This window comes from Streptococcus sp. OH4692_COT-348 (genome assembly GCF_003859975.1).
Classification (GTDB): Bacteria; Bacillota; Bacilli; order Lactobacillales; family Streptococcaceae; genus Streptococcus.
The window spans coordinates 63,508-88,401 of the sequence record NZ_RQZB01000005.1; the positions used below are offsets into that span (position 1 = coordinate 63,508).

Annotated in this window: 23 protein-coding genes and 4 pseudogenes; 24 read left to right on the forward strand and 3 right to left on the reverse strand. The window is 36.9% G+C overall.

From position 1 onward, the window contains the following. The first annotated feature begins 87 nt into the window (after positions 1–87). The 5 genes from EII37_RS03820 (at position 88) to msr(D) (ending at position 6,419) form a co-directional block, all read left to right on the forward strand. A complete protein-coding gene (locus tag EII37_RS03820) occupies positions 88–312 on the forward strand; it encodes a helix-turn-helix domain-containing protein (protein WP_004261340.1) in 225 nt (74 codons plus the stop codon). Positions 313–768: 456 nt separating this feature from the next. Continuing rightward, a complete protein-coding gene (locus tag EII37_RS03830; protein WP_124787635.1) occupies positions 769–2,520 on the forward strand; it encodes a recombinase family protein in 1,752 nt (583 codons plus the stop codon). 542 nt (positions 2,521–3,062) lie between these two features. Beyond that, complete coding sequence (locus tag EII37_RS03835) at positions 3,063–3,233, forward strand: hypothetical protein (protein ID WP_000873143.1); 171 nt, start codon at positions 3,063–3,065, stop codon at positions 3,231–3,233. Positions 3,234–3,618: 385 nt separating this feature from the next. After that, positions 3,619–4,836, forward strand: a complete 1,218-nt coding sequence (gene mef(A), locus EII37_RS03840; RefSeq protein ID WP_000417519.1) for a macrolide efflux MFS transporter Mef(A) — start codon at positions 3,619–3,621, stop codon at positions 4,834–4,836. Between the two features lie 119 nt (positions 4,837–4,955). Further along, positions 4,956–6,419, forward strand: coding sequence for an ABC-F type ribosomal protection protein Msr(D) (gene msr(D), locus EII37_RS03845; RefSeq protein ID WP_000420313.1), 1,464 nt, complete (start codon positions 4,956–4,958; stop codon positions 6,417–6,419). Between the two features lie 117 nt (positions 6,420–6,536). Here the strand turns inward: msr(D) and EII37_RS03850 are convergent, their stop codons facing one another. The 3 genes and pseudogenes from EII37_RS03850 to EII37_RS03860 all read right to left on the reverse strand — a co-directional run. Further along, the gene (locus EII37_RS03850; RefSeq protein ID WP_001072467.1) at positions 6,537–6,836 is read right to left on the reverse strand and encodes a DUF5960 family protein; all 300 of its coding nucleotides are present in this window, start codon (positions 6,834–6,836) and stop codon (positions 6,537–6,539) included. Then, entirely contained in the window at positions 6,823–7,191 is a 369-nt protein-coding gene (locus EII37_RS03855; RefSeq protein WP_000567198.1) for a hypothetical protein, read from the reverse strand. The genes EII37_RS03850 and EII37_RS03855 overlap by 14 nt, the downstream gene beginning before the upstream one ends. After that, positions 7,188–7,367 (reverse strand): annotated as a pseudogene (locus EII37_RS03860) (DNA polymerase); the annotation flags it as partial. The pseudogene EII37_RS03860 and the gene EII37_RS03855, both read right to left, overlap by 4 nt. Here EII37_RS03860 and EII37_RS03865 point away from each other — a divergent pair. The 19 genes and pseudogenes from EII37_RS03865 to aguA all read left to right on the forward strand — a co-directional run. Beyond that, a pseudogene (locus EII37_RS03865) lies at positions 7,359–7,785 on the forward strand (zinc ribbon domain-containing protein); the annotation flags it as partial. The pseudogenes EII37_RS03860 and EII37_RS03865 overlap by 9 nt on opposite strands. Positions 7,786–7,919: 134 nt before the next feature. Next, on the forward strand, positions 7,920–8,807 hold the full coding sequence (locus tag EII37_RS03870; protein ID WP_001270697.1) for a nucleotidyltransferase: 888 nt from the start codon (positions 7,920–7,922) through the stop codon (positions 8,805–8,807). Positions 8,808–8,812: 5 nt separating this feature from the next. Next, a complete protein-coding gene (locus tag EII37_RS03875) occupies positions 8,813–9,397 on the forward strand; it encodes a hypothetical protein (RefSeq protein ID WP_001005371.1) in 585 nt (194 codons plus the stop codon). Positions 9,398–9,730: 333 nt separating this feature from the next. Beyond that, positions 9,731–10,348, forward strand: coding sequence for an RpiB/LacA/LacB family sugar-phosphate isomerase (locus tag EII37_RS03885; protein WP_001219736.1), 618 nt, complete (start codon positions 9,731–9,733; stop codon positions 10,346–10,348). A 203-nt stretch (positions 10,349–10,551) separates the two neighbouring features. After that, positions 10,552–11,322 carry an alpha/beta hydrolase gene (locus EII37_RS03890; RefSeq protein WP_004254372.1) on the forward strand — a complete coding sequence of 257 codons (771 nt, stop codon included), beginning with the start codon at positions 10,552–10,554 and terminating at the stop codon, positions 11,320–11,322. A 47-nt stretch (positions 11,323–11,369) separates the two neighbouring features. Then, positions 11,370–12,224, forward strand: coding sequence for an ADP-ribosylglycohydrolase family protein (locus tag EII37_RS03895; protein WP_124787636.1), 855 nt, complete (start codon positions 11,370–11,372; stop codon positions 12,222–12,224). Positions 12,225–12,334: 110 nt separating this feature from the next. Beyond that, positions 12,335–13,216 (forward strand): diacylglycerol kinase family protein, encoded by an 882-nt coding sequence (locus tag EII37_RS03900; RefSeq protein WP_124787637.1) that lies wholly within the window; start codon positions 12,335–12,337, stop codon positions 13,214–13,216. Between the two features lie 56 nt (positions 13,217–13,272). Then, positions 13,273–13,761: a hypothetical protein gene (locus EII37_RS03905; protein WP_124787638.1), complete on the forward strand. Its 489-nt coding sequence runs from the start codon at positions 13,273–13,275 to the stop codon at positions 13,759–13,761. 89 nt (positions 13,762–13,850) lie between these two features. Beyond that, on the forward strand, positions 13,851–14,342 hold the full coding sequence (locus EII37_RS03910; RefSeq protein WP_124787639.1) for a phosphoribosylanthranilate isomerase: 492 nt from the start codon (positions 13,851–13,853) through the stop codon (positions 14,340–14,342). A gap of 174 nt (positions 14,343–14,516) precedes the next feature. Beyond that, positions 14,517–16,256 (forward strand): annotated as a pseudogene (locus EII37_RS03915) (glycoside hydrolase family 13 protein). 85 nt (positions 16,257–16,341) lie between these two features. Then, positions 16,342–17,214, forward strand: coding sequence for a DUF4300 family protein (locus EII37_RS03920; RefSeq protein WP_124787640.1), 873 nt, complete (start codon positions 16,342–16,344; stop codon positions 17,212–17,214). A 183-nt stretch (positions 17,215–17,397) separates the two neighbouring features. Next, positions 17,398–17,709: a hypothetical protein gene (locus EII37_RS03925; RefSeq protein ID WP_045611677.1), complete on the forward strand. Its 312-nt coding sequence runs from the start codon at positions 17,398–17,400 to the stop codon at positions 17,707–17,709. 3 nt (positions 17,710–17,712) lie between these two features. Further along, positions 17,713–18,429, forward strand: a complete 717-nt coding sequence (locus EII37_RS03930; protein WP_124787641.1) for an alpha/beta hydrolase — start codon at positions 17,713–17,715, stop codon at positions 18,427–18,429. Position 18,430: 1 nt separating this feature from the next. Further along, a pseudogene (locus EII37_RS03935) lies at positions 18,431–18,544 on the forward strand (type II toxin-antitoxin system death-on-curing family toxin); the annotation flags it as partial. A 561-nt stretch (positions 18,545–19,105) separates the two neighbouring features. Continuing rightward, the gene (locus tag EII37_RS03940; RefSeq protein ID WP_124787643.1) at positions 19,106–20,566 is read left to right on the forward strand and encodes an aminotransferase class I/II-fold pyridoxal phosphate-dependent enzyme; all 1,461 of its coding nucleotides are present in this window, start codon (positions 19,106–19,108) and stop codon (positions 20,564–20,566) included. Then, positions 20,567–21,427 (forward strand): polyamine aminopropyltransferase, encoded by an 861-nt coding sequence (gene speE / locus EII37_RS03945; protein ID WP_000366713.1) that lies wholly within the window; start codon positions 20,567–20,569, stop codon positions 21,425–21,427. Beyond that, positions 21,424–22,683 (forward strand): saccharopine dehydrogenase family protein, encoded by a 1,260-nt coding sequence (locus EII37_RS03950; protein ID WP_124787644.1) that lies wholly within the window; start codon positions 21,424–21,426, stop codon positions 22,681–22,683. The genes speE and EII37_RS03950 overlap by 4 nt, the downstream gene beginning before the upstream one ends. Beyond that, complete coding sequence (nspC, locus tag EII37_RS03955) at positions 22,683–23,810, forward strand: carboxynorspermidine decarboxylase (RefSeq protein ID WP_124787645.1); 1,128 nt, start codon at positions 22,683–22,685, stop codon at positions 23,808–23,810. The genes EII37_RS03950 and nspC overlap by 1 nt, the downstream gene beginning before the upstream one ends. Further along, a complete protein-coding gene (gene aguA / locus EII37_RS03960) occupies positions 23,807–24,892 on the forward strand; it encodes an agmatine deiminase (protein WP_124787646.1) in 1,086 nt (361 codons plus the stop codon). The genes nspC and aguA overlap by 4 nt, the downstream gene beginning before the upstream one ends. The last annotated feature ends 2 nt before the right edge of the window (positions 24,893–24,894 follow it).

Below are 24,894 nucleotides of genomic sequence, written 5' to 3' on the forward strand. Positions count from 1 at the left end.
TATGTCTAGCAGACTTTCGTGTGCCAATTTGTCACATTTTCTAAAATAAGAAAGCAACTATACTATACTTATTTTAGGAGACATTGGATGTTGAAAAGGATTAGAGATTTACGTGAAGATGATGATTTGACACAAGAATATATTGCGAAAATCGTTTTGAATTGTACAAGATCAGCTTATTCTAAAATGGAAGCTGGTAGCAGGTTAATCTCTATAAATGACCTTATCAAACTAGCAGATTTTTATAAGGTAAGTTTAGACTACCTTGTAGGTCGAGTGGATAATAAAGAAGACCATTACTCCAAAAAGTAGTAAGTGAAGTAAGCACATTGAAAATTGAATAGTCCAAAATGGTACTTTCCTCATTTGTGGAGCAGATTTGAATGGCTCGCCATGATAAGAGCGATTTTAAAACCATCAATAAAATAGAGCGATACTTTATATGCCATGATACAAATGATATACAATGATACTTCTGACCGTTCAGGCTGCCAACGAAAAAGAGCAGTAAGTGAAATTCTTATGATGACTTCATCAGTCATGCCATGGAGGTAAATGAAAAAAATCAAAAGGAAGTGATTTTTTGAAATCAAGTTTAGAAAATTATGTAGTGGAGCTAGAGATGTTAAATCTATTATTCTTAAAAAAACTTATTAGTGAAAAAGAATATGAAAAAATAAAGCTGAAACTACGTAAAATGTACATAAATTAGCTGACCTTTTCTATTGGTTGCGGTAAAATAAATGCAGAATAATAGGAGGTTAAGTCATGACAAATAATGTTGAAATAATAAAAGCAAACCCTTTAGTAACAAGAAGAAATGATAGTAATGGCTCTCTATTGAGAAGAGTGGCAGCGTATTGTCGTGTTAGTTCTGATAGTGATGACCAAAAGAATAGCTATGATTCTCAAGTTCGTCATTATAGAGAGTATATATCACAGCACCAAGATTGGAATTTGGTTGACATTTATGCTGATGAAGGGATTTCAGGAACTCAAGTTGAAAAAAGACAAGATTTTCAAAGATTGATTTCAGATTGCCTTGATGGAAAAATAGACTATATCATTACTAAAGCTATTGCTCGATTTGCTAGAAATACATTAGATACTCTCAAATATGTTCGTTTGCTCAAAGATAAACAAATTGGAGTATTTTTTGAAGAAGAAAACATTGATACTTTAACTATGGATGGTGAGTTGCTATTAACGATATTGAGTTCGGTGGCTCAACAGGAAGTTGAAAATACATCTGCTCATGTTAAAAAAGGTTTAAAAATGAAGATGCAACGTGGAGAACTTATTGGTTTTCAAGGTTGTCTTGGTTATGACTATAATCAAGATACAAAGTCAATATCAATAAATGAAAAAGAAGCCAAGATAGTACGTTATATTTTTGAACGATACATTGATGGTATTGGGGGTAAGGCAATAGCTAGAGAACTAGATGAACTAGGTTATAAAACTCCTAGAGGTCTTGATCACTGGCAAGATACAACAGTCTTAGGAATTATTAAAAACGAGAAGTATAAAGGTGATATTCTAATGGGAAAAACTTTCACTGTTGACCCCATTAGCAAGAGACGTTTAATAAATTTCGGTGAAGAAGATAAATACTATATAAAAAATAATCATGATGCAATAATTAGTCCAGAAATTTTTACACAGGCGCAAGAAATTCGATTACGGAGATCAGGAAACAAGAAAACAATAGCAAATACAAAAGGAAAACGAGAAAGATATTCAAGAATGTATCCTTTTAGTAGTAGATTGGAATGTGGTTTTTGTGGTACTGTTCTGTCTCGAAGAAGTTGGCACTCTAGTTCAGAGTACAAAAAGATTATCTGGCACTGTACAACATCTATAAAGAAAGGTAAAAAGCATTGCATCCATAGTAAAGGAATAGAGGAAAAAGCAATAGAAAATGCTTTTTTACAGAGCTACCAACAGTTGTTTTATGAAAATAATAATCTAACTGAAGACTTTCTTGAAATTATAAAAGAAGAGCTTACTGACGATACTTTAAAAGTGGAGTTGAATAAGATAGTTAGTAAATTAAATTCGTTGTACAAGAAAGAAGAAAAATTAGTTTCAATGAATCTTGATGGAAAAATTAGTGATTCTGTATATGAAGATAAATTTAACCAAATACAAATTGAGAAAGAAAAACTTTTAGAAGAAAAAGTAAACCTAGAAGTAACTTTAAAATCAGAAGTTGATATAAAAAGTAGATTAGAGAATTTTAAAGAAATTTTAACTTCACAAAAGACTCTGACTGAGTTTGACAAGGACATTTTTGAAAGTATCGTTGAAAAAATCATAGTAGGCGGAATAAATTCTGATGGAGAAATTGATCCAGCAATGTTGACTATAATTTTTAAAACGGGAGATTCTTCGACTAAAGATGCAAAATCTTACAAATCTAAAAGGAAGAATGCTAAAATAGAAAATGATAAATTGTGTTTTAATACCGTAACCGATGACGAAAAAAAGTGTACAAATAAAGAAAACAACGCATGTTGAGGCGGTAAGTTTGCTAGTCAAGGAGTAAAACGACGAAGATTAGCATTTACTTCCGCCCATGCGATAGCTGTCCGTGATTGACAAGTGCTAGCACGCAGACAGAACGGAGATAGCGAACCGCTGAGTGTGTCGCTCTGCTCGTAAAAGCTTAGAAACCTTTGAACGAAAGGGATAATGAAAGCCTTGATTGCAAGGCTTTTTGCTTTATGGTGGGTAAGTATCAGAGTGAGAAAATTTTTGGAATGAGTAGAAGTGATAGCTAGAAATTATCAGTTTCTATTTCCATTTACCCTGTGGGTACGTGTTTGTTTCCATTGACAAGGAGTTTGTGGGAATAGAAATGTACCCACCTTGTTTGAATCAAGTGAAGTGTAGTTGAAGGAAATCTGTTGAAAGCAATACTTCATTTTACCGAATAAGTAATAATTTAGGCAACTTCAAATCGATTAAAAAAAACTATTTTAAAGGTTAAGAGTAGACAAAAATTGTCCACTCTTTTTTGCAAACTCAATTTATCAATAAATGAAATGAGGGAATGTAAAATGAAATATTTTGAGGTTGAGTTAGAAAATCCTGATGAATTTTTAAAACTACAAACAGAAGATTTTGTGAAAGCTAATCGCTTGCTACTAAGGAAGATAATCCAGAGCGTTACAGTCTATGAAGAAAACTTCGTCATATCCTTTAAATCTGGCATCGAATTGGAAGTATGAGTCTCATTCCATAACTTTTATATTGAACATATCATCTTGTTGTGTTATACTATAAATTGATATAAACAAAGATGTAGGAGGAACCGAAACTATGACAGCCTCAATGCGTTTAAGATAAGCTGGCAATAAAAAAAGCAGAATCTATACCCGATGATAGGCTTTTTTGTTGTGCTTATTTATACGATATTGAGCATTCATTAGTTACGGTGAGGATATTGGTTATTTAACTATACCTTTATTTAACTATGTCTTTAATATGAATGTTTCCAAATTGTATGTATGCAGACCAAAAGCCACATTGTGGGGTTTGGCCTGCATTTTTTATTGCCTAGAATGCTATTCAAAATAGAAATTCAAGCAAAATAATATGCAGGAGATAATATAAATGGAAAAATACAACAATTGGAAACGAAAATTTTATGCAATATGGGCAGGGCAAGCAGTATCATTAATCACTAGTGCCATCCTGCAAATGGCGATTATTTTTTACCTTACAGAAAAAACAGGATCTGCGATGGTCTTGTCTATGGCTTCATTAGTAGGTTTTTTACCCTATGCGATTTTGGGACCTGCCATTGGTGTGCTAGTGGATCGTCATGATAGGAAGAAGATAATGATTGGTGCCGATTTAATTATCGCAGCAGCTGGTGCAGTGCTTGCTATTGTTGCATTCTGTATGGAGCTACCTGTCTGGATGATTATGATAGTATTGTTTATCCGTAGCATTGGAACAGCTTTTCATACCCCAGCACTCAATGCGGTTACACCACTTTTAGTACCAGAAGAACAGCTAACGAAATGCGCAGGCTATAGTCAGTCTTTGCAGTCTATAAGCTATATTGTTAGTCCGGCAGTTGCAGCACTCTTATACTCCGTTTGGGATTTAAATGCTATTATTGCCATCGACGTATTGGGTGCTGTGATTGCATCTATTACGGTAGCAATTGTACGTATACCTAAGCTGGGTAATCAAGTGCAAAGTTTAGAACCAAATTTCATAAGGGAGATGAAAGAAGGAGTTGTGGTTCTGAGACAAAACAAAGGATTGTTTGCCTTATTACTCTTAGGAACACTATATACTTTTGTTTATATGCCAATCAATGCACTATTTCCTTTAATAAGCATGGAACACTTTAATGGAACACCTGTGCATATTTCTATTACGGAAATTTCCTTTGCATTTGGGATGCTAGCAGGAGGCTTATTATTAGGAAGATTAGGGGGCTTCGAAAAGCATGTATTACTAATAACAAGTTCATTTTTTATAATGGGGACCAGTTTAGCCGTTTCGGGAATACTTCCTCCAAATGGATTTGTAATATTCGTAGTTTGCTGTGCAATAATGGGGCTTTCGGTGCCATTTTATAGCGGTGTGCAAACAGCTCTTTTTCAGGAGAAAATTAAGCCTGAATATTTAGGACGTGTATTTTCTTTGATCGGAAGTATCATGTCACTTGCTATGCCAATTGGGTTAATTCTTTCTGGATTCTTTGCTGATAAAATCGGTGTAAATCATTGGTTTTTACTATCAGGTATTTTAATTATTGGCATTGCTATAGTTTGCCAAATGATAACTGAGGTTAGAAAATTAGATTTAAAATAAACAATATTGGAGGAATATTTATGTATCTTATTTTCATGTAACTCTTCCTGCTAAAATCGCAGGGTTTTCCCTGCATACAAGCAAATGAAAGCATGCGATTATAGACAGGAGGAAATGTTATGGAATTAATATTAAAAGCAAAAGACATTCGTGTGGAATTCAAAGGACGCGATGTTTTAGATATAAATGAATTAGAAGTATATGATTATGACCGTATTGGTTTAGTAGGAGCAAATGGTGCTGGAAAAAGCACTTTACTCAGGGTACTTTTAGGAGAATTAACTCCCCCAGGATGTAAAATGAATCGTCTGGGTGAACTTGCCTATATTCCCCAGTTGGACGAAGTAACTCTGCAGGAGGAAAAAGATTTTGCACTTGTAGGCAAGCTAGGTGTTGAGCAATTAAATATACAGACTATGAGCGGTGGTGAAGAAACAAGGCTTAAAATAGCACAGGCCTTATCGGCACAGGTTCATGGTATTTTAGCGGATGAACCTACGAGCCATTTAGACCGTGAAGGAATTGATTTTCTAATAGGACAGCTAAAATATTTTACAGGTGCACTGTTAGTTATTAGCCATGACCGCTATTTTCTTGATGAAATAGTAGATAAAATATGGGAACTGAAAGATGGCAAAATCACTGAGTATTGGGGAAACTATTCTGATTATCTTCGTCAGAAAGAGGAAGAACGTAAGAGCCAAGCTGCAGAATACGAACAATTTATTGCGGAACGTGCCCGATTGGAAAGGGCTGCGGAGGAAAAGCGAAAACAGGCTCGTAAAATAGAACAGAAGGCAAAAGGTTCTTCAAAGAAAAAAAGTACTGAAGACGGAGGGCGTTTAGCTCATCAAAAATCAATAGGAAGTAAGGAAAAAAAGATGTATAATGCTGCTAAAACCCTAGAGCACAGGATTGCGGCCTTAGGAAAAGTAGAAGCTCCGGAAGGCATTCGCAGAATTCGTTTCAGGCAAAGTAAAGCATTGGAGCTCCATAATCCATACCCTATAGTCGGTGCAGAAATTAATAAAGTATTTGGGGATAAGGCTCTGTTTGAAAATGCATCTTTTCAAATTCCGTTAGGAGCAAAAGTGGCGTTAACTGGTGGTAATGGAATCGGAAAAACAACTTTAATCCAAATGATCTTAAACCATGAAGAAGGAATTTCTATTTCGCCTAAGGCAAAAATAGGTTACTTTGCACAGAATGGTTACAAGTACAACAGTAATCAGAATGTTATGGAGTTTATGCAGAAGGATTGTGACTACAATATATCAGAAATTCGTTCAGTGCTAGCATCTATGGGGTTCAAACAGAACGATATTGGAAAAAGTTTATCTGTTTTAAGCGGTGGAGAAATTATAAAATTGTTGCTTGCTAAAATGCTCATGGGTAGATATAACATCCTAATAATGGATGAACCCAGTAACTTCCTTGACATACCAAGTTTAGAGGCTTTGGAAATACTAATGAAGGAGTACACCGGAACTATCGTGTTTATCACCCACGATAAACGATTACTCGAAAATGTAGCAGATGTAGTTTATGAAATTAGAGATAAGAAAATAAATCTGAAACATTAAATTTAAGGTAGTCGCTGGTCAGTATAGTCTGTTCTGGTTGGCGACTCCATTGTTAAAGAGTATAAAGACTTTAGATTTTATGAATATTAAAAATAGGAACAGTCAATTGAACTGCTCCTATTTTTCTGCTAAATATATTGTAGTTTTCTTATATGTATAATGATAGATTAGCGGATTCTCATCTACGGTACTTACTTCAAATATGAAGAAGTGATCGCGGTTATCTCTGGACTTTTCCTTATTGAGGACAAAGTAATTCTTACGTGAAGTCGCCATTGTTTTTAGGATATCATCAGTTAGGAAGGTCAATGGAATATTCATGTTAGAGTAGCGGTAGAAGTCACGTTCAAAATCTTGGTAGCTCTCGCTATAATAGTCCATTTGTAGGTGATTACGCTGAAACTCAAGCTGATTCATAGAGCACCTCCTCGACAAGTTCAATACTAATAATGTCTTTTAATTTCAAATTGATGTGACCTGTTGTAGTTTTTATCAAAATGAAATCCTTATTCAGACTTGGTATTGTTCCAGTGTGGGAAACACGCTTGTTTTTTTCAATCACTTGAATGCGTGTGTGTAGCTGCCCAGCGTATACTTGACTGAGGAGTAATAATTTCTTCTCCATTGACAAATCTGACATGTACGTTACTTTGTTTGTATCATCAGAGAGTGCTGATGTATGCTCAGATAGGAAAAAGCCCATCCATTTTTGCATCTTTGTATCCTGGTACTCTCTTGCTGACTGAAATGGTAAGGATGAACGGTCAATCATTTTAATCCCTCCAATCCACCAGCGGAATGACCGCCAATAAGTTTACTGCGTTCAATATTTTAGGAACCTTCAGTTAGGACGGTTCCTTTTTGTATGGCTAAAAAGCCAAACTGTTCTCTGACAACATCAATAGCTGTCTGAAGTCTATTTTCTTTTTCAATTTCTTCTACATCATGCAAAATGAGGACAACCCTTTTACTACCAAGGTGTTCTGTGCAGAATGCGGTTCAGCTTTTGGACGTAAGAACTGGACGACCAGTCGTGGCAAACGTAAAGTTTGGCAGTTATAAGGTAAAGGGACAGATTGGTTGTCAGAATAACCATATCGATGAGGGAACACTAGAGAAAGCTGTAATGATGGCAGTTAAACTACTGAGTGAGAATATGGATTTGTTGCATGGAAAGTGGAATAAGATCTTGGAAGAAAACCAGTTATTAGAAAAGCATTACAGTGTGTTACTGGCTGAATTGATAAATAAGGAGTGTTGGGAATATGATTCCTTTGAGATGTGTCAGGTACTAGATAGTATTTTGATTTCGGAGGATGGACAGATAACCGTTAGATTTTTGGAAGGAACAGAAGTTGATTTATAAGGCTGTAGGCATAGTATAGTTCACTATGTTTGCAGCCTTTTTTCTTGTTTAGTGGTATAATTATATGTAGGATTTTTTTAATATCGGTTACTTTTTATGAATTAACCAAAAAACTAAAATGGAGTTGTTTTATAATGAGATATTCTGAAGAAGCATTACAATCATGGATTAAGCCGTTATCTGCCACTGAAGAAACACGGGTTGAAAATACTATTGGAATGATTAAAGATGCAATAGAAAGGAGTGGGCTCTCTTCAAAGTATGAATATGAAATTTTTGCCCAAGGTTCTTATGCAAATAATACGAATGTAAAGAAAAATAGCGACATTGATATCTGTATCATGGTGAAATCTTTATTTTATTGTGAGTATGTAGATGGGTTATCGGACCTAGACTATAATTACTCTAGTAGCAGCACCAATGCTAATGTATTTAAAAACGAAGTGATTAAAGCGTTAATTTCAAAATTTGGTGCAGAATCAGTTTCTATTGGCAATAAGTGTATCAATATTAATTCTAACTCATATCACGTAAATGCAGATGTAGTCCCATGTTTTCAATATCGAAATTATAGATATATTGGTAGCAGGTCATCTGAAAAATTTGTTGAAGGCATCAAATTTTTTACCTCAAACGGAAATTATGAAGTAATTAATTATCCTAAAGTTCATATACAAAATGGTATCTCTAAGAATAAATCTACTCACTATAAATATAAATATTTAGTTAGGATTATGAAGCATATTAAGAACGAGATGCAGGAGCTAGGATTGACAAACGAACGCATTTCTTCATATTTGATAGAATGTTTGGTCTGGAATATACCTGAACAGATGTTTTTCAATAGTAATAGCTACACAGGGTTGTTACAGCAAGCGTTATATTACATAGTGTCTCAAGTGAATTTAAATTGGGTTGAAGTAAGTGGAATGTATTACCTTTTTCGTTCAGAGCAGAAATGGAATTTACAGGATACAAAAACTTTTTTAGTTAGAATGATTGAATTTTTGGATTATAAATAAAACTTATGAATGAACAGCAGAAAAAATTTTTGAATATTACAATATGGGTTTTTGCAATTTGCTTGTTATTAAGATTGTTAATAAGTGGCCAAGAGATTGCAGTGAATCTTAAATCTGATATTTTGGCATTGGTATATTCAGCCATTGGGTATATTGGTGAAGCTATATCAGTTACAGCAATTATTATGGCTATTTTTGAAAAAACAGCATGGCGGTGGCCATTACTATCTAAGATTCATAATGTTCCAATTTTATTTGCGAATTATGTAGGTAGTTTCAAGACGGACTATGATCAGAATGAAAGAAATTGTGAACTTACTATTGAACAGTCATTTACGACTATTAAAGTTAAGTTTAAAACGGGTGAAAGTTCGAGCCATAGCATTACAGCATCAATTATCAATGATAATGGAACACAAAAATTAATTTATACATATTTAAATAGCCCAAGGGCTGAATTGCAAAGTCCTATACATTATGGGACGGTAATTCTTGATATTGATAATCCAAATCAACTAGAAGGAAATTATTATACTAATCGAGGAACCAAAGGTTCAATGAGTTTTGAGATAAACAACCCTTCTCGCTAGTTGGATTTGTAAAGATTTAAATAAAGAAAGAAGAACTAACTATCGGAAACTTGGCATAGATGTAACAATACTGTATATTAACGAAGCCGTAAATACTCGCATTAGTTACGTTTAATAGTTTAATACGGATATTCAGCAGCTTTGATTTCGTTTCACAGTATAGGTAGTAACCGTCAAGACATGTGGAGGCGGTAGTTTTGATGTCAAAAGTTGCAACCAGTGAATAAATGAAGTGTAGAAAATAAAGGCTTGTTCAATTCAATATATAATGAATTACCGGCACCCAAACCAAAGAAAAAGAAATAATTAAATTAGAAGTTGAAGGGGGGAAGAATGAGAATCGGAGTTATTCAAGCAAGTTCGCAAGCGACCAAAAATCAAATAATCTATGATGCTGTATTAAAGTATGCTCCAAAGAAATCTGAGGTTATAAATTTTGGCTGTACGATGGAAGAAAATGAAAAATACTCGTATATAGAAATTTCTATTCTTATAGGTATCTTGTTGGCAAGTAGGACAGTTGATTTCGTTGTTACGGGCTGTTCTTCCGGACAAGGAATGATGCTTGCTTGTAATAGTATGCCTGATGTCATTTGCGGATATGCACCTACACCGAATGATGCCTATTTATTTGCTCAGATTAATAATGGAAATGCGATATCATTACCATTAGGTGAAAATTATACATGGTCAGGTACTGAAAATCTTGAAAGAACAATAGAAGCTCTTTTCTCGGAGCCATTTGGACAAGGATACCCCAAAAGTGAGGCAGAGAGAAAGGTAAGAGATGCTGAGAAACTTAAAGAAATAAGAAGAATCGGGCAGGTTCAGTTTGAAGAATTCGCAAATGTACTAGATATATCATTGTTTGAATCAATCAAGAGGAAACAGAATGTAATTCAGAATGTAAAGGCGTATGGGAAGAAAGAAATAGCTGATTTAATGAAATGAGTAAATCACAGTTTGTCGGGGTAATACCTTTTAACGATAACCTTATGCTATCGTCAAAAGGTTTATAGACATGTTCCCACATACATGTTCACTTGGCATACATAGTGTTCACTCGTTTTATGTCGAGTGTGTGGTACTGCTTTTAAGAGCTGATTGAACAAGGAAAATTAGCTAGTGAAAGTCCTACAGTAAGGAGTTTAAACATGAAATTCCATGAATTTGGTAATAAGAATTTGCCTCCTATTTTACTGATACATGGTGGTGGCAGTTCTTGGTGGAATTATCTTCGTCAAGCACGAATCCTGTCAGAAGAATACCGTATTATTCTACCCACTTTGAATGGCCACGGAGAGGAATATCAACTTGATTATGTTTCTACTGAAGATTCTGCTTTGGAGATTCTAGACTATATCAAAGCAAACTGTGGTGGGAAATTGTTTGCAATCGGTGGTGTTTCACTTGGTGGTCAAATTGCCATGGAGCTTTTATCTTTAGATAGTGAAATTGCTGAGAAGGCCATCATAGACGGAAGCCTCTGTATTCCTCAACCAAGGTTAGCTAAAATCAGCATCTTTCTAGTGTCTCTATTTGGTAAATTGATGTTCAATAAATTCTCTTGCAAACTTCAGTTAAGCATGATGAACAAACTCTATCCTAAACTGGCTTATCCAGAGGAAATAAAAGCTTATTATTTGGAGGATCTGCCAAGGACGCCTATTAAAACATTGGTGACCATTTACAAAACCTATATGGGGCATTACAAGCTGAAAGATATGATTTCTGCTAGCAAGGCTCAGGTTCTGTATATCTATGGTGAAAAAGAATTGAACTGTGTGAAAGAATCAGCGAAATTATTTCATCAGCTACATTCAAATACAATTTTGCATGAAGCAAAGGGTTATAATCACGGTTATTTATCATCTTACCTACATCAGGAGTGGATTGATTTGGTGGCACCATTTTTAAAGAGTTAACCATTGGGAATGTGTAATAAATCTGATATGTCACAAGGAGGAATCTTATGCTAGGAGCAACTGTTGGAGATATTGTCGGTTCTGTTTACGAATGGAACAATATCAAAACGAAGGACTTTCCTTTATTTCGTAAGGACTGCTTTTTTACAGATGATACGGTTATGACCTGTGCTGTTGCAGAAGCGATTATGAATGGGGGACAAAAAGACGACTTCATTGACGCGATGAAGAAATATGGCAGATTGTATCCGAATGCTGATTACGGTGCTCGGTTTAATGCATGGCTAAAGAGCGATAACCGTGAGCCTTATAATAGCTTTGGGAATGGATCAGCTATGCGTGTTTCTCCATGTGCTTGGATCATGGACTGTGATGTCTATGCGAGAACCGGAATGTGGTCATCATCTAGAGGACTTGCAATCCTTTCTGCTGAAGTAACTCATAATCATCCAGAAGGTGTCAAAGGTGCTATGGCTACAGCTGATGCTATCTTTCTGTGTCGTTTTTACTTTGGTGGTTATTGTAGAGAATACGAGCAACCAATTAATGACAATCCTAGGGAGTGTAAAAGACGGATTAAGGATTATATAGAGAAGACATACGGTTACAATCTATCTCAAACTTTAGATGAAATCCGCCCTAACTATCGTTTTAACGAAACATGTCAAGAAACTGTCCCTCAAGCCATTATTTCCTTTCTTGAAAGTAGAGACTTCGAAGATGCGATAAGAAATGCCATCTCACTTGGTGGCGATAGTGATACACTTGCTGCAATTACTGGTAGCATAGCCGAGGCAGCTTACGGAATTCCTGATTGGATAAAGGATAAGGCCTATTCTTACTTGGATGACCCCTTAAAAGATGTAGTTATGCGATGGGAAAATAGAATAAAAGCGTATTAATCTCCAGTACGTCATATTTCTCTTTTCTGTATTTTCGTTGTATAATAGGATTACATTTACTTGCATACGACGAATTGTAAACATTTCTATTTAAAATTAAGGAGAAATTAATGAAAAAGGCAATGGTAATTATCAACCCTACCTCTGGTGGCGAGAAGGCTTTGGATTACAAAGAAAAGCTGGAGAATAAAGTAAAAGAATACTTTGAGCACGTAGAAACCAAAATTACTGAAAAAGCGCTTGATGCAACACATTTTGCTGAAGAAGCTTCTCGTGAGCAGTACGATGCAGTGGTTGTGTTTGGTGGAGATGGGACTGTCAACGAAGTCATTTCGGGTATTGCTGAGAGAGACTACATTCCTAAGTTAGGGATTATCCCAGGCGGTACGGGTAACCTCATTACAAAACTGTTGGAAATCAATCAAGACATCGATGGCGCAATTGATGAACTGGATTTTGATTTAACCAATAAGATTGATATCGGAAAAGCGAATGACAATTATTTTGGTTATATTTTTAGTATCGGTTCTCTACCTGAAGCGATTCACAATGTTGAAATCGAGGATAAGACAAAATTCGGTATTTTAGCCTATGCTGTAAATACCATGAAGTCTGTCATGACGGATCAGGTATTTAACATTAAGGTTGAGACAGAAAATGGAAATTATGTTGGTGAAGCTAGCCATGTTTTGGTTCTCTTGTCAAATTACTTCGCTGATAAGAAAATCTTTGAAGAAAACAAAGACGGCTATGCCAATATTTTGATTCTGAAAGATGCGTCTCTATTCTCCAAATTATCCGTCATTCCAGATTTATTGAAAGGCGATGTTGTCGCAAATGATAATATCGAATATATCAAAGCACGCAATATTAAAATCTCTTCAGATAGTGAATTGGAGTCAGACGTTGACGGCGATAAATCGGATAACCTACCTGTAGAAATCAAGGTACTAGGCCAACACATTGAAGTATTTTCAAAACCGAAAGAGTAGAAGGACTGCAAATAAATATTAATATTGTTTAGAAAGTGAAAGGGGGTGGGCACATTATGTCAAAATGCTATAAAAATATGGAATTAGAAAAGCTTATAAAAAATGGTTTAAAATATATTGGATTAAAAGATAATTTGGATATTACTATTGATTTAATATTAAAGATTAGAGAATATCTAGAATTGAAAGATATTAAATGGTATGAAAAAATATTTCCTGACGCATGTAAATTTGATCAAACAATAGGTCAAAAAAAACCGTACTCTGATGATGGAGCTAAGTATTATTTTGAAAATGAAGTTTTAAAGTATTGCATATTGTATAATTCAGATCAAATTTTTTACCCATATCAAAATTTTGGCCTTAATTTAAGTGGTTATAAAAAATGTGCTAACATTTACAAATATTGGTATATAAACGAAATTGATCATTTTTTTACGCATGCAATTAATAATTTTCTATTAAAGAAATCTTGTTCTTTTTTTAGAGAGTCAGGGTTAAAAATGATAGAAAATGATATAATTAAGAATTCTAAGTTAGATTAATTTTTTAGATATTTGTAATTGTAAAATATGATACATATTTAAGTATATTTTATTAATTTAAACACCAAAATATAGATATCTTGATTTTAATGATTAAACTATTTGATGGATTTCGAATAATTTGTTCTCATTTAAACCAAGTCGGAATCACTCCGACGCTCATGGGGTCTTTGGGATTTGAATACCGATTAAATGAAGAATGGGGGCCGTCTGACATTGACATTCATGTGCCTGGTGACCCTAGAGGTTGGGAAACACCTGATCATCTCAGAATTTATGAGTGGGACAAGATAATGAAAGTGATGAAACACTTAGGCTATACCTTAATAGATATTCATGAGCATGAATTCCAAAAAGATGGTCTGAGTGTTGAATTCGGAAGTATCGATTCTTTACCTGATTTTGCAGGAGTTTCGGAATCGGATATAGAGCTGATTCATCTCGAAAACATAACTTTTCGCGTTCCAAGTTTAGAACAGTATTTAAGTATTTACAAGGCTTCTTCCCAAGATTCTTATCGAAATAACCACAATAACAATAAGGATTTTAAAAAGATAGAGTGGTTGCAAAGATATTTGTAAATCATCATTTGAAAAGTAGCAAGTTGTAAGACTGGCTGCTTTTTTATTTATAGAACCAAACCACTAGAATCTACGAACATTTCTTGCAAATAGTTTACAAAAATAGTATACTGGATTTATTGTTTTTTGAAAACGTTTGCGTGAAATTAAATTTAAAATGTAGGAGACAAGTTAATGGAATTAAGTGCTATTTACCATAGGCCAGAGTCTGAGTTTGCCTATCTTTACAAGGATAAGAAACTTCATATTCGGATTCGAACTAAGAAAGGGGACATTAAAAACATCAACTTGCATTACGGGGACCCTTTTATCTTTATGGAGGAGTTTTATCAAGATACAAAAGAAATGGCCAAGCTGACTTCTGACGCTTTATTTGACTATTGGCAGATTGAAGTGTCCGTTGACTTTGCGCGTATCCAGTATCTCTTTGAAGTCACGGATACAGAAGGTCAAAGTATTTTGTATGGCGATAAAGGGTGTGTGGACAATTCTCTAGAAAATCTTCATGCTATTGGAAATGGATTTAAGTTGCCCTATCTTCATGAGATTGATGCCTGCAAGGTTCCTGACTGGGTTTCAAATACGGTATGGTATCAGATATTTCCTGAGAGATTTGCCAATGGAAATACTCTATTAAACCCATAAGGGACTTTAGACTGGTGTTCATCTGTCACACCTAAGAGTGATGATTTCTTTGGTGGTGATTTACAGGGGATTATTGACCATCTGGATTACTTGCAAGATTTGGGGATTACAGGCCTTTATCTCTGTCCGATTTTTGAATCCCCAAGCAATCACAAGTATAATACGACGGATTATTTCGAAATTGACCGTCATTTTGGAGATAAAGAGTCCTTTCGGGAGCTGGTCGAGCAAGCTCATCGGCGTGGGATGAAAGTCGTGTTGGATGCGATATTTAATCATATTGGTTCGCAATCTCCTCAATGGCAAGATGTTGTAAAAAATAGTGAGCAATCTATTTATAAGGATTGGTTTCATATTCAACACTTACCAGTGATGACTGAAAAACTAGCCAATAAGAGAGAGTTGCCTTATCATGCTTTTGGTTTCGAGGACTATATGCCTAAGCTAAATACAGTCAATCAAGAGGTCAAGGACTATCTATTAAAGGTTGCGACTTATTGGATTGAAGAGTTTGATATCGATGCTTGGCGTTTAGATGTGACTAATGAGATTGACCATCAGTTTTGGAAGGATTTTCGCAAGGTAGTTTTAGCTAAAAAGCCTGATCTTTATATCCTAGGAGAAGTCTGGCATACGTCTCAGCCTTGGCTAAATGGAGATGAGTTCCATGCTGTTATGAATTATCCTTTATCTGATAGCATCAAGGAGTATTTTTTGCGTGCTGTTAAGAAGACGGATCAGTTCATCGATGAAATCAATGGCCAATCTATGTATTACAAGCAACAGATTTCAGAGGTTATGTTTAATCTCTTGGATTCGCATGATACAGAGCGAATCTTGTGGACGGCAAATGAAGACGCTCAACTTGTCAAATCAGCCCTAGCCTTTCTCTTTTTACAAAAAGGAACACCGTGTATCTATTACGGAACTGAGCTTGCCTTGACTGGAGGACCAGATCCAGATTGTCGTCGTTGTATGCCTTGGGAACGTGTATCAAGTGACAATGATATGCTGAATTTCATGAAGCAGCTGATTAAGATTCGCAAACATGCGTCAGCAACCATTCATCATGGCAAGCATAGACTAAAAGAAATCAAACAAGATGTAGTAGCTTTGGAGTGGAAATACGATGGACAAATTCTTAAAGTTATCTTGAACCAATCAAAAGAAGACTATATTGTAGAGAAAGAAGCAGTATCACTAGCGAGCAATTGTCAAGAATTAGAGAATCAGCTTGTGATCTCTCCAAAAGGATTTGTGATTTTCTAAAAACTAGTTGATGAAGATTATGGTCTATTTCACCACTTATATAGTATAATAAGGCTAGTTACTAAACCTGTAAAAGGAGAACAAGATGAAGACATCAAGTAAATTAGCCACATTAGGAATCTGTTCCTTCTTGTTTTTAAGCTTGGATGCTTGTCAACAACAAAATACTACTTCTGAAGGGACGAATCAAAGACAAAGTAGTTCAGCGAAAGTTCCATGGAAAGCTTCATACACCAACCTAAACAATCAGGTAAGTACAGAAGAAGTCAAATCTCTCTTATCAGCCCATTTAGATCCAAATAGTGTTGATTCATTTTTTAATCTTGTAAATGATTATAATACTATTGTCGGCTCAACTGGCCTATCAGGAGATTTCGCTTCCTTTACTCACACAGAATACGATGTTGAGGAAATTAGCAACCTTTGGAATCAAAAGAAGGGAGATTTTGTTGGGACCAACTGCCGAATTAACAGTTATGCCCTTTTGAAAAATTCAGTCACCATTCCACAGCTTGAAAAAAATGACCAATTGCTTTTCCTAGATAACGATGCGATTGATAAGGGGAAGGTCTTTGATTCACAAGATAAGGAAGAATTTGATATTCTATTTTCGAGAGTTCCAACTGAAGCAACGACGGATGTCAAGGTTCACGCTGAAAAGATGGAAACATTCTTCTCCCAGTTTCAATTTAACGATAAAGCTCGAATGCTATCTGTAGTCTTACACGACAATCTGGATGGTGAGTATCTGTTTGTAGGCCACGTTGGAGTCTTAGTGCCTGCTAATGATGGTTTCTTATTTGTAGAGAAATTGACTTTCGAAGAGCCCTACCAAGCGATTAAATTTGCCAATAAGGAAGATTGCTACAAGTATTTAGGAACCAAGTATGCAGATTACACAGGTGACGGACTGGCTAAACCTTTCATCATGGATAATGATAAGTGGGTTAATCTTTAATAGTGGTACGATATGACAGTAATCCTAGGATATTTATATTTTTGATGAGTTGATGGGGTATTTCAATCGATAATAACCAGAAACCACTCTTTAGAGTATTGCTTATATTTCCAGACAGTCCATTTGTAGTTTTATATGGATTGGTATATAATTTAACATAGAGAAAATAGGAGGATTTATCGAATGGAATTAAAAGATTTTACAGAAAAAGAACAGGAAATGATTAAGAAGGGGCTTACGACGTCTAAGATTAGTGACAAGGAAACTGCTGAGAAGATTCTTGCTCTAGTACCTCAAGACTTGATTAAGCGAATTCCGTTTTTCGTCAGAAAACATGCTACGACACGTACTATTAAACGCATTTCAATTGAACACCCTGAACTCTACGCTGCAGCTCAAACAAGTGGTGAAATTCCAGAAAAAGAACGCGAAGAATTGCAGCAAATTATCACGACTATCTTTGAACAAAAGATGAATAAGCATAGTATTAAGTAGAGAATGAAAAAATATTTTATTGGCGGTCTGGGAAGTAATGTCTATCATAGCAAGGATTTTTTTCAAGAACTAAATTCGCAGATTTATTTTCTAAATCCATATGAAAAGCATATTCGAGATGAAACAGAATTGAAATCATGGTTTAAAAATGAGATTGTAGAGGAAGAATCTATATGTCTGATAGGTCATTCTCTTGGAGGAGATTTGGCGCGTTATCTTGCATCGGAATTTTATGAAGTGACAAAACTGATTCTTTTGGATGGTGGCTATCTAGATTTAGATAAGATTTTACCTTTAGATACAGAGTTAGAGGAAACTAAAAACTATATTGAATCTCAAGTCGTTTCGGACTTAGATGTTCTTATTTCTAAAGAAAAATCTGAAGCAAAGCATTGGTCAGAAAATATGGAGAAAGCTGTAAGACAGTCCTATCACTGGAATGCGAAGTATAATAGATATGAGTTGGCTATAAATTATGAAAATATAGAAGCGATCCTCCGCCTACGGAGGAAAATACAAGCTTTTAAGAGAGAAGTGGGAGATGCTTTGTTTATCAGTCCTCGCTATTCTAATGAAGCTACATGGAGAGAGGAAGCCTTAAAAGAATTGCCAGACTATTTTGATACTATTTTTCTAGAGAACTTTGGCCATGAGCTTTATACTGAAGCACCTAGAGAAGTCGCTAGTCTGATTAATGAGTGGCTCGCTTATTCTCAATGAGCTACTTGTATTGCTTGAAAAAAAGCATGTTTTTGCCAATGCTAATAAACGAACTGCTTTATTCGTTTTGGTGAAATTTATACAATTAAATGGCTATCGTTTTTCTGTTACCATTAATCGTTAAGATACATTTAAAAGAACTAGTGGACTAGTTCTTTTTATATCCGTTTTCACACTATTAAACTTATACAAATCTATATAAAATATTATTTTTCCGAACAAAAATAGATATTTTTTTCAAAAAAGTACTTTACAGAGTGTTGGAAGTATGATATAGTAATAAAGCTTAGAAAATGAGATGATGTTTTCTAGCAAATATAAACCCGAGTAAAAAATGCCTACGGACAGGCAGGGTTGAATGCCGAAGCGTGGTTGAAAAACCACATTATTGATAGGGTTAAAAGCCTACTTTTATAAGTTGATGTTAGGACACTTGTCCTAATTCATAAATTTTAGTGTGGTGAAAGCACACGTCATCTTGTGAAACGATCAATAAAGTACGTAATATTTGCTACTAGAGAGTTTGGAAACATCGGGAACAGACATACTCAACAGAAACAAACATAAAAACGTCAGAAGATTGCAGAGCAGGTGAAAACCTGCTCTTTTTTCATGAGTCAACCTTTAGTCGTCTTCGTCTTCTTGAAGCGCTAAAAATACAGTAAAGGAGTATGTCTTGAAAGAGTTAGATCAAAACCAAGCCCCAATTTATGAGGCCTTGGTGAAGTTACGCAAGAAACGGATTGTTCCCTTTGATGTTCCAGGTCACAAGCGCGGACGGGGAAATCCAGAACTTGTCGAACTGTTAGGTGAAAAATGTGTTGGCATTGATGTCAATTCTATGAAACCCTTGGATAATCTTGGTCACCCCATTTCGATTATTCGTGATGCAGAGGAGCTGGCAGCTGATGCTTTTGGAGCATCCCATGCCTTTCTCATGATTGGGGGAACAACTTCATCGGTGCAGACTATGATTCTGTCAACCTGCAAGGCTGGAGATAAGATTATTCTGCCACGTAATGTCCATAAATCTGCTATCAATGCGCTAGTTCTGTGTGGTGCCATTCCCATCTATATCGAGATGAGTGTAGATCCTAAAATTGGTATCGCTTTAGGTCTTGAAAATGATCGAGTAGCCAAGGCCATAAAGGACCATCCAGATGCCAAGGCCATTTTGATTAACAATCCTACTTACTACGGAATCTGTTCAGACCTAAAGGGATTGACAGAAATGGCTCATGAAGCTGGCATGCTGGTTTTAGTGGATGAAGCCCACGGAGCGCATTTACACTTTACAGATAAATTACCTCTATCTGCTATGGACGCAGGTGCTGATATGGCAGCAGTTTCCATGCATAAGTCTGGTGGGAGTTTGACACAGAGTTCGATTCTTTTAATTGGAGATCAGATGAATCCTGAGTACGTTCGTCAGATCATCAACCTGACCCAGTCAACATCTGCCTCTTACTTGTTGATGGCTAGTTTGGATATTTCGCGTCGCAACTTGGCCCTTCGTGGTAAAGAGTCCTTTGAGAAGGTTATTGAGCTATCAGAGTATGCTCGTCGTGAAATCAATGCTATAGGCGGTTATTATGCCTACTCAAAAGAATTAATTGATGATGTCACAGTATGTGATTTTGACGTGACCAAGTTGTCAGTTTACACTCAGGGAATAGGATTAACAGGTATCGAGGTTTATGACCTTTTGCGTGATGAATACGACATCCAGATCGAGTTTGGAGATATAGGGAACATTCTGGCTTACATTTCAATTGGTGATCGGATACAAGATATAGAACGCCTAGTCGGTGCACTAGCCGATATTAAACGACTTTATTCTCGAGATGGGCAAGACTTGATGGCTGGTGAATATATCCAACCAGAAATGGTGTTATCTCCACAAGAAGCTTTCTATTCAGAGAGAAAAAGTTTGACCTTGGACGAATCAGTAGGGCAAGTCTGCGGAGAATTTGTCATGTGCTATCCTCCAGGGATTCCTATCTTGGCTCCTGGTGAACGCATTACACGTGAAATTGTAGACTATATCCAATTTGCCAAGGAACGTGGTTGCTCCCTCCAAGGGACGGAAGATCCTGAGGTCAATCACATCAACGTCATTAAGAGAAAGGAGAACTAGATGGATTTATGGTTTTCTGAAGTTCATACTCCAGATGTGAAATTGTCCCTGAGAACAGCCAAGCAACTCTACGCTGGAAAAAGTGAATGGCAGGATATTGAAGTCTTGGATACGCCAGCTTTTGGGAAAATATTGATTTTAAATGGGCATGTTTTGTTTTCAGATGCGGATGATTTTGTCTACAATGAAATGACTGTCCACGTTCCCATGGCTGTCCACCCAAATCCCAAGAAAGTTTTGGTTATTGGGGGTGGCGACGGTGGTGTTGCCCAAGTATTAACACTCTATCCTGAGCTGGAACAAATCGATATTGTGGAGCCAGATGAGATGTTGGTTGAGGTCTGTCGTGAGTATTTCCCAGACTTTGCTGCAGGGCTAGATGATCCTCGTGTTACCATTTACTACCAAAATGGGCTACGCTTTTTGCGAAACTGCGAAGATGATTATGATATCATTATCAACGATGCGACAGATCCATTTGGACATACGGAGGGACTCTTTACCAAGGAATTTTACGGCAACAGTTATCGTGCTCTTAAAGAAGACGGAATCATGATTTACCAGCATGGTAGTCCCTTCTTTGACGAAGATGAGTCAGCTTGCCGAAGCATGCACCGTAAGGTTAATCAAGCCTTTCCAATTAGTCGGGTCTACCAAGCCCACATCCCAACTAGCCCAGCTGGCTATTGGTTGTTTGGATTTGCTTCGAAAAAATACCACCCTGTCAAAGATTTTGACAAGGAAGGCTGGAAAAAACGCCAGCTTTTCACAGAATATTACACTGCAAACTTACACGTGGGTGCCTTTATGTTGCCCAAGTATGTTGAGGACATTTTAGAAGAAGAGGAAGGAAAAAAATGAGTCGTTTACTAGTTATTGGATGCGGGGGCGTTGCCCAAGTTGCTATTTCAAAGATTTGTCAGGATAGCGAAACCTTTACAGATATTATGATTGCTAGCCGTACCAAGTCAAAATGTGATGACTTGAAAGCGAAGCTAGAAGGCAAAACAAGTACAAAGATTGAAACAGCTGCTCTTGATGCCGACAAGGTTCAAGAAGTGATTGCCCTGATTGAAAGCTACAAACCAGAAGCTGTTTTGAACGTAGCTTTACCATATCAAGATTTAACAATTATGGACGCTTGTTTGGCAACAGGTGTGCATTATATTGATACTGCTAACTATGAAGCTGAGGATACTGAAGATCCTGAGTGGCGTGCCATTTATGAGAAACGTTGCAAAGAACTTGGTTTTACAGCCTACTTTGACTACTCATGGCAGTGGGCTTATCAAGAGAAATTCAAAGAAGCAGGCTTGACTGCTCTTCTTGGTTCTGGTTTTGACCCAGGTGTGACCAGTGTCTTTTCAGCTTATGCCCTCAAACACTATTTTGATGAAATCCACTATATCGACATTTTAGACTGTAATGGTGGTGACCACGGTTATCCATTTGCAACAAACTTTAACCCAGAAATCAATCTACGCGAGGTTTCTGCGCCAGGTTCTTACTGGGAAGATGGAAAATGGGTCGAAATTGAAGCCATGTCTATCAAGCGCGAGTACGATTTCCCTCAAGTTGGACAAAAAGATATGTATCTCCTTCACCATGAAGAAATCGAATCATTGGCGAAAAATATTCCAGGAGTCAAACGGATTCGTTTCTTTATGACTTTTGGTCAATCTTATCTAACGCACATGAAATGTCTTGAAAATGTTGGGCTCCTTCGCACGGATACCATTAACTTTAACGGCCAAGAAATCGTGCCGATTCAATTCTTAAAAGCCTTGCTTCCAGATCCAGCCAGCCTTGGCCCACGTACTGTAGGTAAAACCAATATTGGATGTATCTTTACAGGTGTCAAAGATGGCGTTGAAAAGACCATCTACATCTACAATGTCTGCGACCATCAGGAATGTTACGCAGAAGTTGGTTCACAAGCAATTTCTTACACGACAGGCGTTCCAGCCATGATTGGGACAAAATTGGTTATGAACGGTACTTGGAAACAAGCTGGAGTGTATAACCTTGAAGAATTGGATCCAGATCCATTCATGGAAGCTTTGAATGAGTATGGTTTACCTTGGGTTGTGGTTGAAAATCCACAAATGGTGGACTAATGAAGCTAGAACAAGTACCAACACCAGCTTACGTCATTGACTTGGCCAAGTTAGAAGCCAACTGTCGCATTTTACAATATGTTCAAGAAGAAGCTGGCTGCAAGGTTCTACTTGCCCAGAAGGCGTATTCCCTTTATAAAACCTATCCCTTGATTAGCCAGTATCTATCAGGTACGACGGCTAGTGGACTCTATGAGGCCAAGCTAGCTAGAGAAGAGTTTCCTGGTGAAGTCCATGTATTCGCGCCTGCTTTTAAGGATGCGGACTTAGAGGAATTGCTTGAAATTACTAACCACATTGTCTTTAATTCTGAGAGACAGTTGCGTAAGCATGGTTCGCGTTGTCGTGAGGCTGGTATCAGTGTCGGTTTGCGCCTCAACCCTCAGTGTTCAACTCAAGGAGATCACGCGCTCTATGACCCTTGTGCACCAGGTTCTCGCTTTGGAGTTACTCTAGACAAGATTCCGAGTGATTTGCTGGATTTGGTGGATGGTCTTCATTTTCACACCCTTTGCGAGCAAGGTTCAGATGATTTACAGACAACTTTGAAAGCAGTAGAAGCGCAGTTTGGTCCCTACTTACATCAAGTCAAATGGCTCAATATGGGGGGCGGACACCACATCACAAGAGAAGGTTACGATGTGGATTTGCTGATTTCAGAAATCAAGCGTATTCGAGAAACTTACAATCTTGAAGTCTATATCGAGCCGGGTGAAGCCATTGCGCTCAATGCAGGTTATCTAGCAACTGAAGTATTGGATATTGTCGAAAACGGTATGGAAATCTTGGTTTTAGATGCCTCAGCGACCTGTCATATGCCTGATGTACTTGAGATGCCCTATCGTCCACCTTTGAGAAATGGCTTTGAAACTCAGGAAAAAGCCCATACCTATAGACTTTCTTCCAATACCTGTCTGACAGGCGATGTGATTGGCGATTATAGTTTTGAAAATCCTGTTGAGATTGGAGATAGACTTTATTTCGAAGACATGGCCATTTATTCTTTTGTCAAAAATAATACTTTTAATGGTATTGGATTGCCAAGTCTCTATCTCATGGACGAACAGGGAGACTGCAGCTTAGTCAAAGCCTTTGGCTATCAAGATTTTAAAGGGAGATTATCATGATGAACAGTCCCAAAAAATTAGGCTATCGTATGCCAGCAGAGTATGAACCCCATCACGGAACCTTGATGATCTGGCCTACAAGACCAGGATCATGGCCTTTTCAAGGTAAAGCTGCTAAAAAAGCATTTAGCCAGATTATCAAGACTATAGCAGAGGGAGAAAGAGTCTATCTTTTGGTGGAGCAAGATTATCTATCTGAAGCCCAAGACTACCTTGGAGATAGCGTTATTTATCTAGACATTCCCACTAATGATGCCTGGGCGCGTGATACAGGTCCGACCATTCTCATAAATGATAAAAGAGAAAAGTTGGCAGTAGACTGGTCTTTCAATGCTTGGGGTGGAGTTGTAGATGGTCTCTACCAAGACTATGAAGATGATAACCAAGTAGCCAGTCGTTTTTCTGAGGCTTTGGATATGCCTGTCTATGATGCCAAACCTTTTGTACTTGAAGGTGGTGCGATACACAGTGATGGTCAAGGAACCATTCTCGTGACTGAAAGTTGCTTGCTTAGTCCTGGTCGCAATCCTCACCTGACTAAAGAGGAAATCGAGAATACCTTATTAGAGAGCCTTGGAGCTGAAAAAGTCATTTGGCTTCCTTATGGTATTTATCAGGATGAAACCAATGAACACGTTGACAACGTTGCTGCCTTTGTTGGTCCTGCAGAGCTTGTCTTGGCTTGGACGGACGACGAAAGTGATCCTCAGTATGCCATGTCAGCAGCTGATTTAGCGCTTTTAGAGAAGGAAACGGATGCAAAAGGTCGTCACTTCACCATTCATAAGCTTCCTATCCCAGTTCTTCATCAAGTTGTAACCAAAGAGGATTTGCCAGGATACATCTATGAAGAAGGAGAAGAAGAGAGATACGCAGGTGAACGACTAGCAGCTTCCTACGTAAACTTTTATATCGCCAACAAGGCTGTCCTGGTTCCCCAGTTTCAAGATGGCAATGACCAAGTAGCTTTAGATATCCTCAGTAAGTGTTTCCCAGACCGTAAAGTTGTCGGAATTCCAGCCAGAGATATTCTCTTAGGTGGTGGCAATATCCACTGTATCACCCAACAAATCCCAGAATAGGA

What these genes read in the sequence shown, in the direction of transcription:
- EII37_RS03820 (WP_004261340.1), top strand. Translation starts at nt 88, where the DNA reads ATGTTGAAAAGGATTAGAGATTTACGTGAAGATGATGATTTGACACAA.
- EII37_RS03830 (WP_124787635.1), top strand. Translation starts at nt 769, where the DNA reads ATGACAAATAATGTTGAAATAATAAAAGCAAACCCTTTAGTAACAAGA.
- EII37_RS03835 (WP_000873143.1), top strand. Translation starts at nt 3,063, where the DNA reads ATGAAATATTTTGAGGTTGAGTTAGAAAATCCTGATGAATTTTTAAAA.
- EII37_RS03850 (WP_001072467.1), bottom strand. Translation starts at nt 6,836, where the DNA reads ATGAATCAGCTTGAGTTTCAGCGTAATCACCTACAAATGGACTATTAT.
- EII37_RS03855 (WP_000567198.1), bottom strand. Translation starts at nt 7,191, where the DNA reads ATGATTGACCGTTCATCCTTACCATTTCAGTCAGCAAGAGAGTACCAG.
- EII37_RS03870 (WP_001270697.1), top strand. Translation starts at nt 7,920, where the DNA reads ATGAGATATTCTGAAGAAGCATTACAATCATGGATTAAGCCGTTATCT.
- EII37_RS03875 (WP_001005371.1), top strand. Translation starts at nt 8,813, where the DNA reads ATGAATGAACAGCAGAAAAAATTTTTGAATATTACAATATGGGTTTTT.
- EII37_RS03885 (WP_001219736.1), top strand. Translation starts at nt 9,731, where the DNA reads ATGAGAATCGGAGTTATTCAAGCAAGTTCGCAAGCGACCAAAAATCAA.
- EII37_RS03890 (WP_004254372.1), top strand. Translation starts at nt 10,552, where the DNA reads ATGAAATTCCATGAATTTGGTAATAAGAATTTGCCTCCTATTTTACTG.
- EII37_RS03895 (WP_124787636.1), top strand. Translation starts at nt 11,370, where the DNA reads ATGCTAGGAGCAACTGTTGGAGATATTGTCGGTTCTGTTTACGAATGG.
- EII37_RS03900 (WP_124787637.1), top strand. Translation starts at nt 12,335, where the DNA reads ATGAAAAAGGCAATGGTAATTATCAACCCTACCTCTGGTGGCGAGAAG.
- EII37_RS03905 (WP_124787638.1), top strand. Translation starts at nt 13,273, where the DNA reads ATGTCAAAATGCTATAAAAATATGGAATTAGAAAAGCTTATAAAAAAT.
- EII37_RS03910 (WP_124787639.1), top strand. Translation starts at nt 13,851, where the DNA reads ATGATTAAACTATTTGATGGATTTCGAATAATTTGTTCTCATTTAAAC.
- EII37_RS03920 (WP_124787640.1), top strand. Translation starts at nt 16,342, where the DNA reads ATGAAGACATCAAGTAAATTAGCCACATTAGGAATCTGTTCCTTCTTG.
- EII37_RS03925 (WP_045611677.1), top strand. Translation starts at nt 17,398, where the DNA reads ATGGAATTAAAAGATTTTACAGAAAAAGAACAGGAAATGATTAAGAAG.
- EII37_RS03930 (WP_124787641.1), top strand. Translation starts at nt 17,713, where the DNA reads ATGAAAAAATATTTTATTGGCGGTCTGGGAAGTAATGTCTATCATAGC.
- speE (WP_000366713.1), top strand. Translation starts at nt 20,567, where the DNA reads ATGGATTTATGGTTTTCTGAAGTTCATACTCCAGATGTGAAATTGTCC.
- EII37_RS03950 (WP_124787644.1), top strand. Translation starts at nt 21,424, where the DNA reads ATGAGTCGTTTACTAGTTATTGGATGCGGGGGCGTTGCCCAAGTTGCT.
- nspC (WP_124787645.1), top strand. Translation starts at nt 22,683, where the DNA reads ATGAAGCTAGAACAAGTACCAACACCAGCTTACGTCATTGACTTGGCC.
- aguA (WP_124787646.1), top strand. Translation starts at nt 23,807, where the DNA reads ATGATGAACAGTCCCAAAAAATTAGGCTATCGTATGCCAGCAGAGTAT.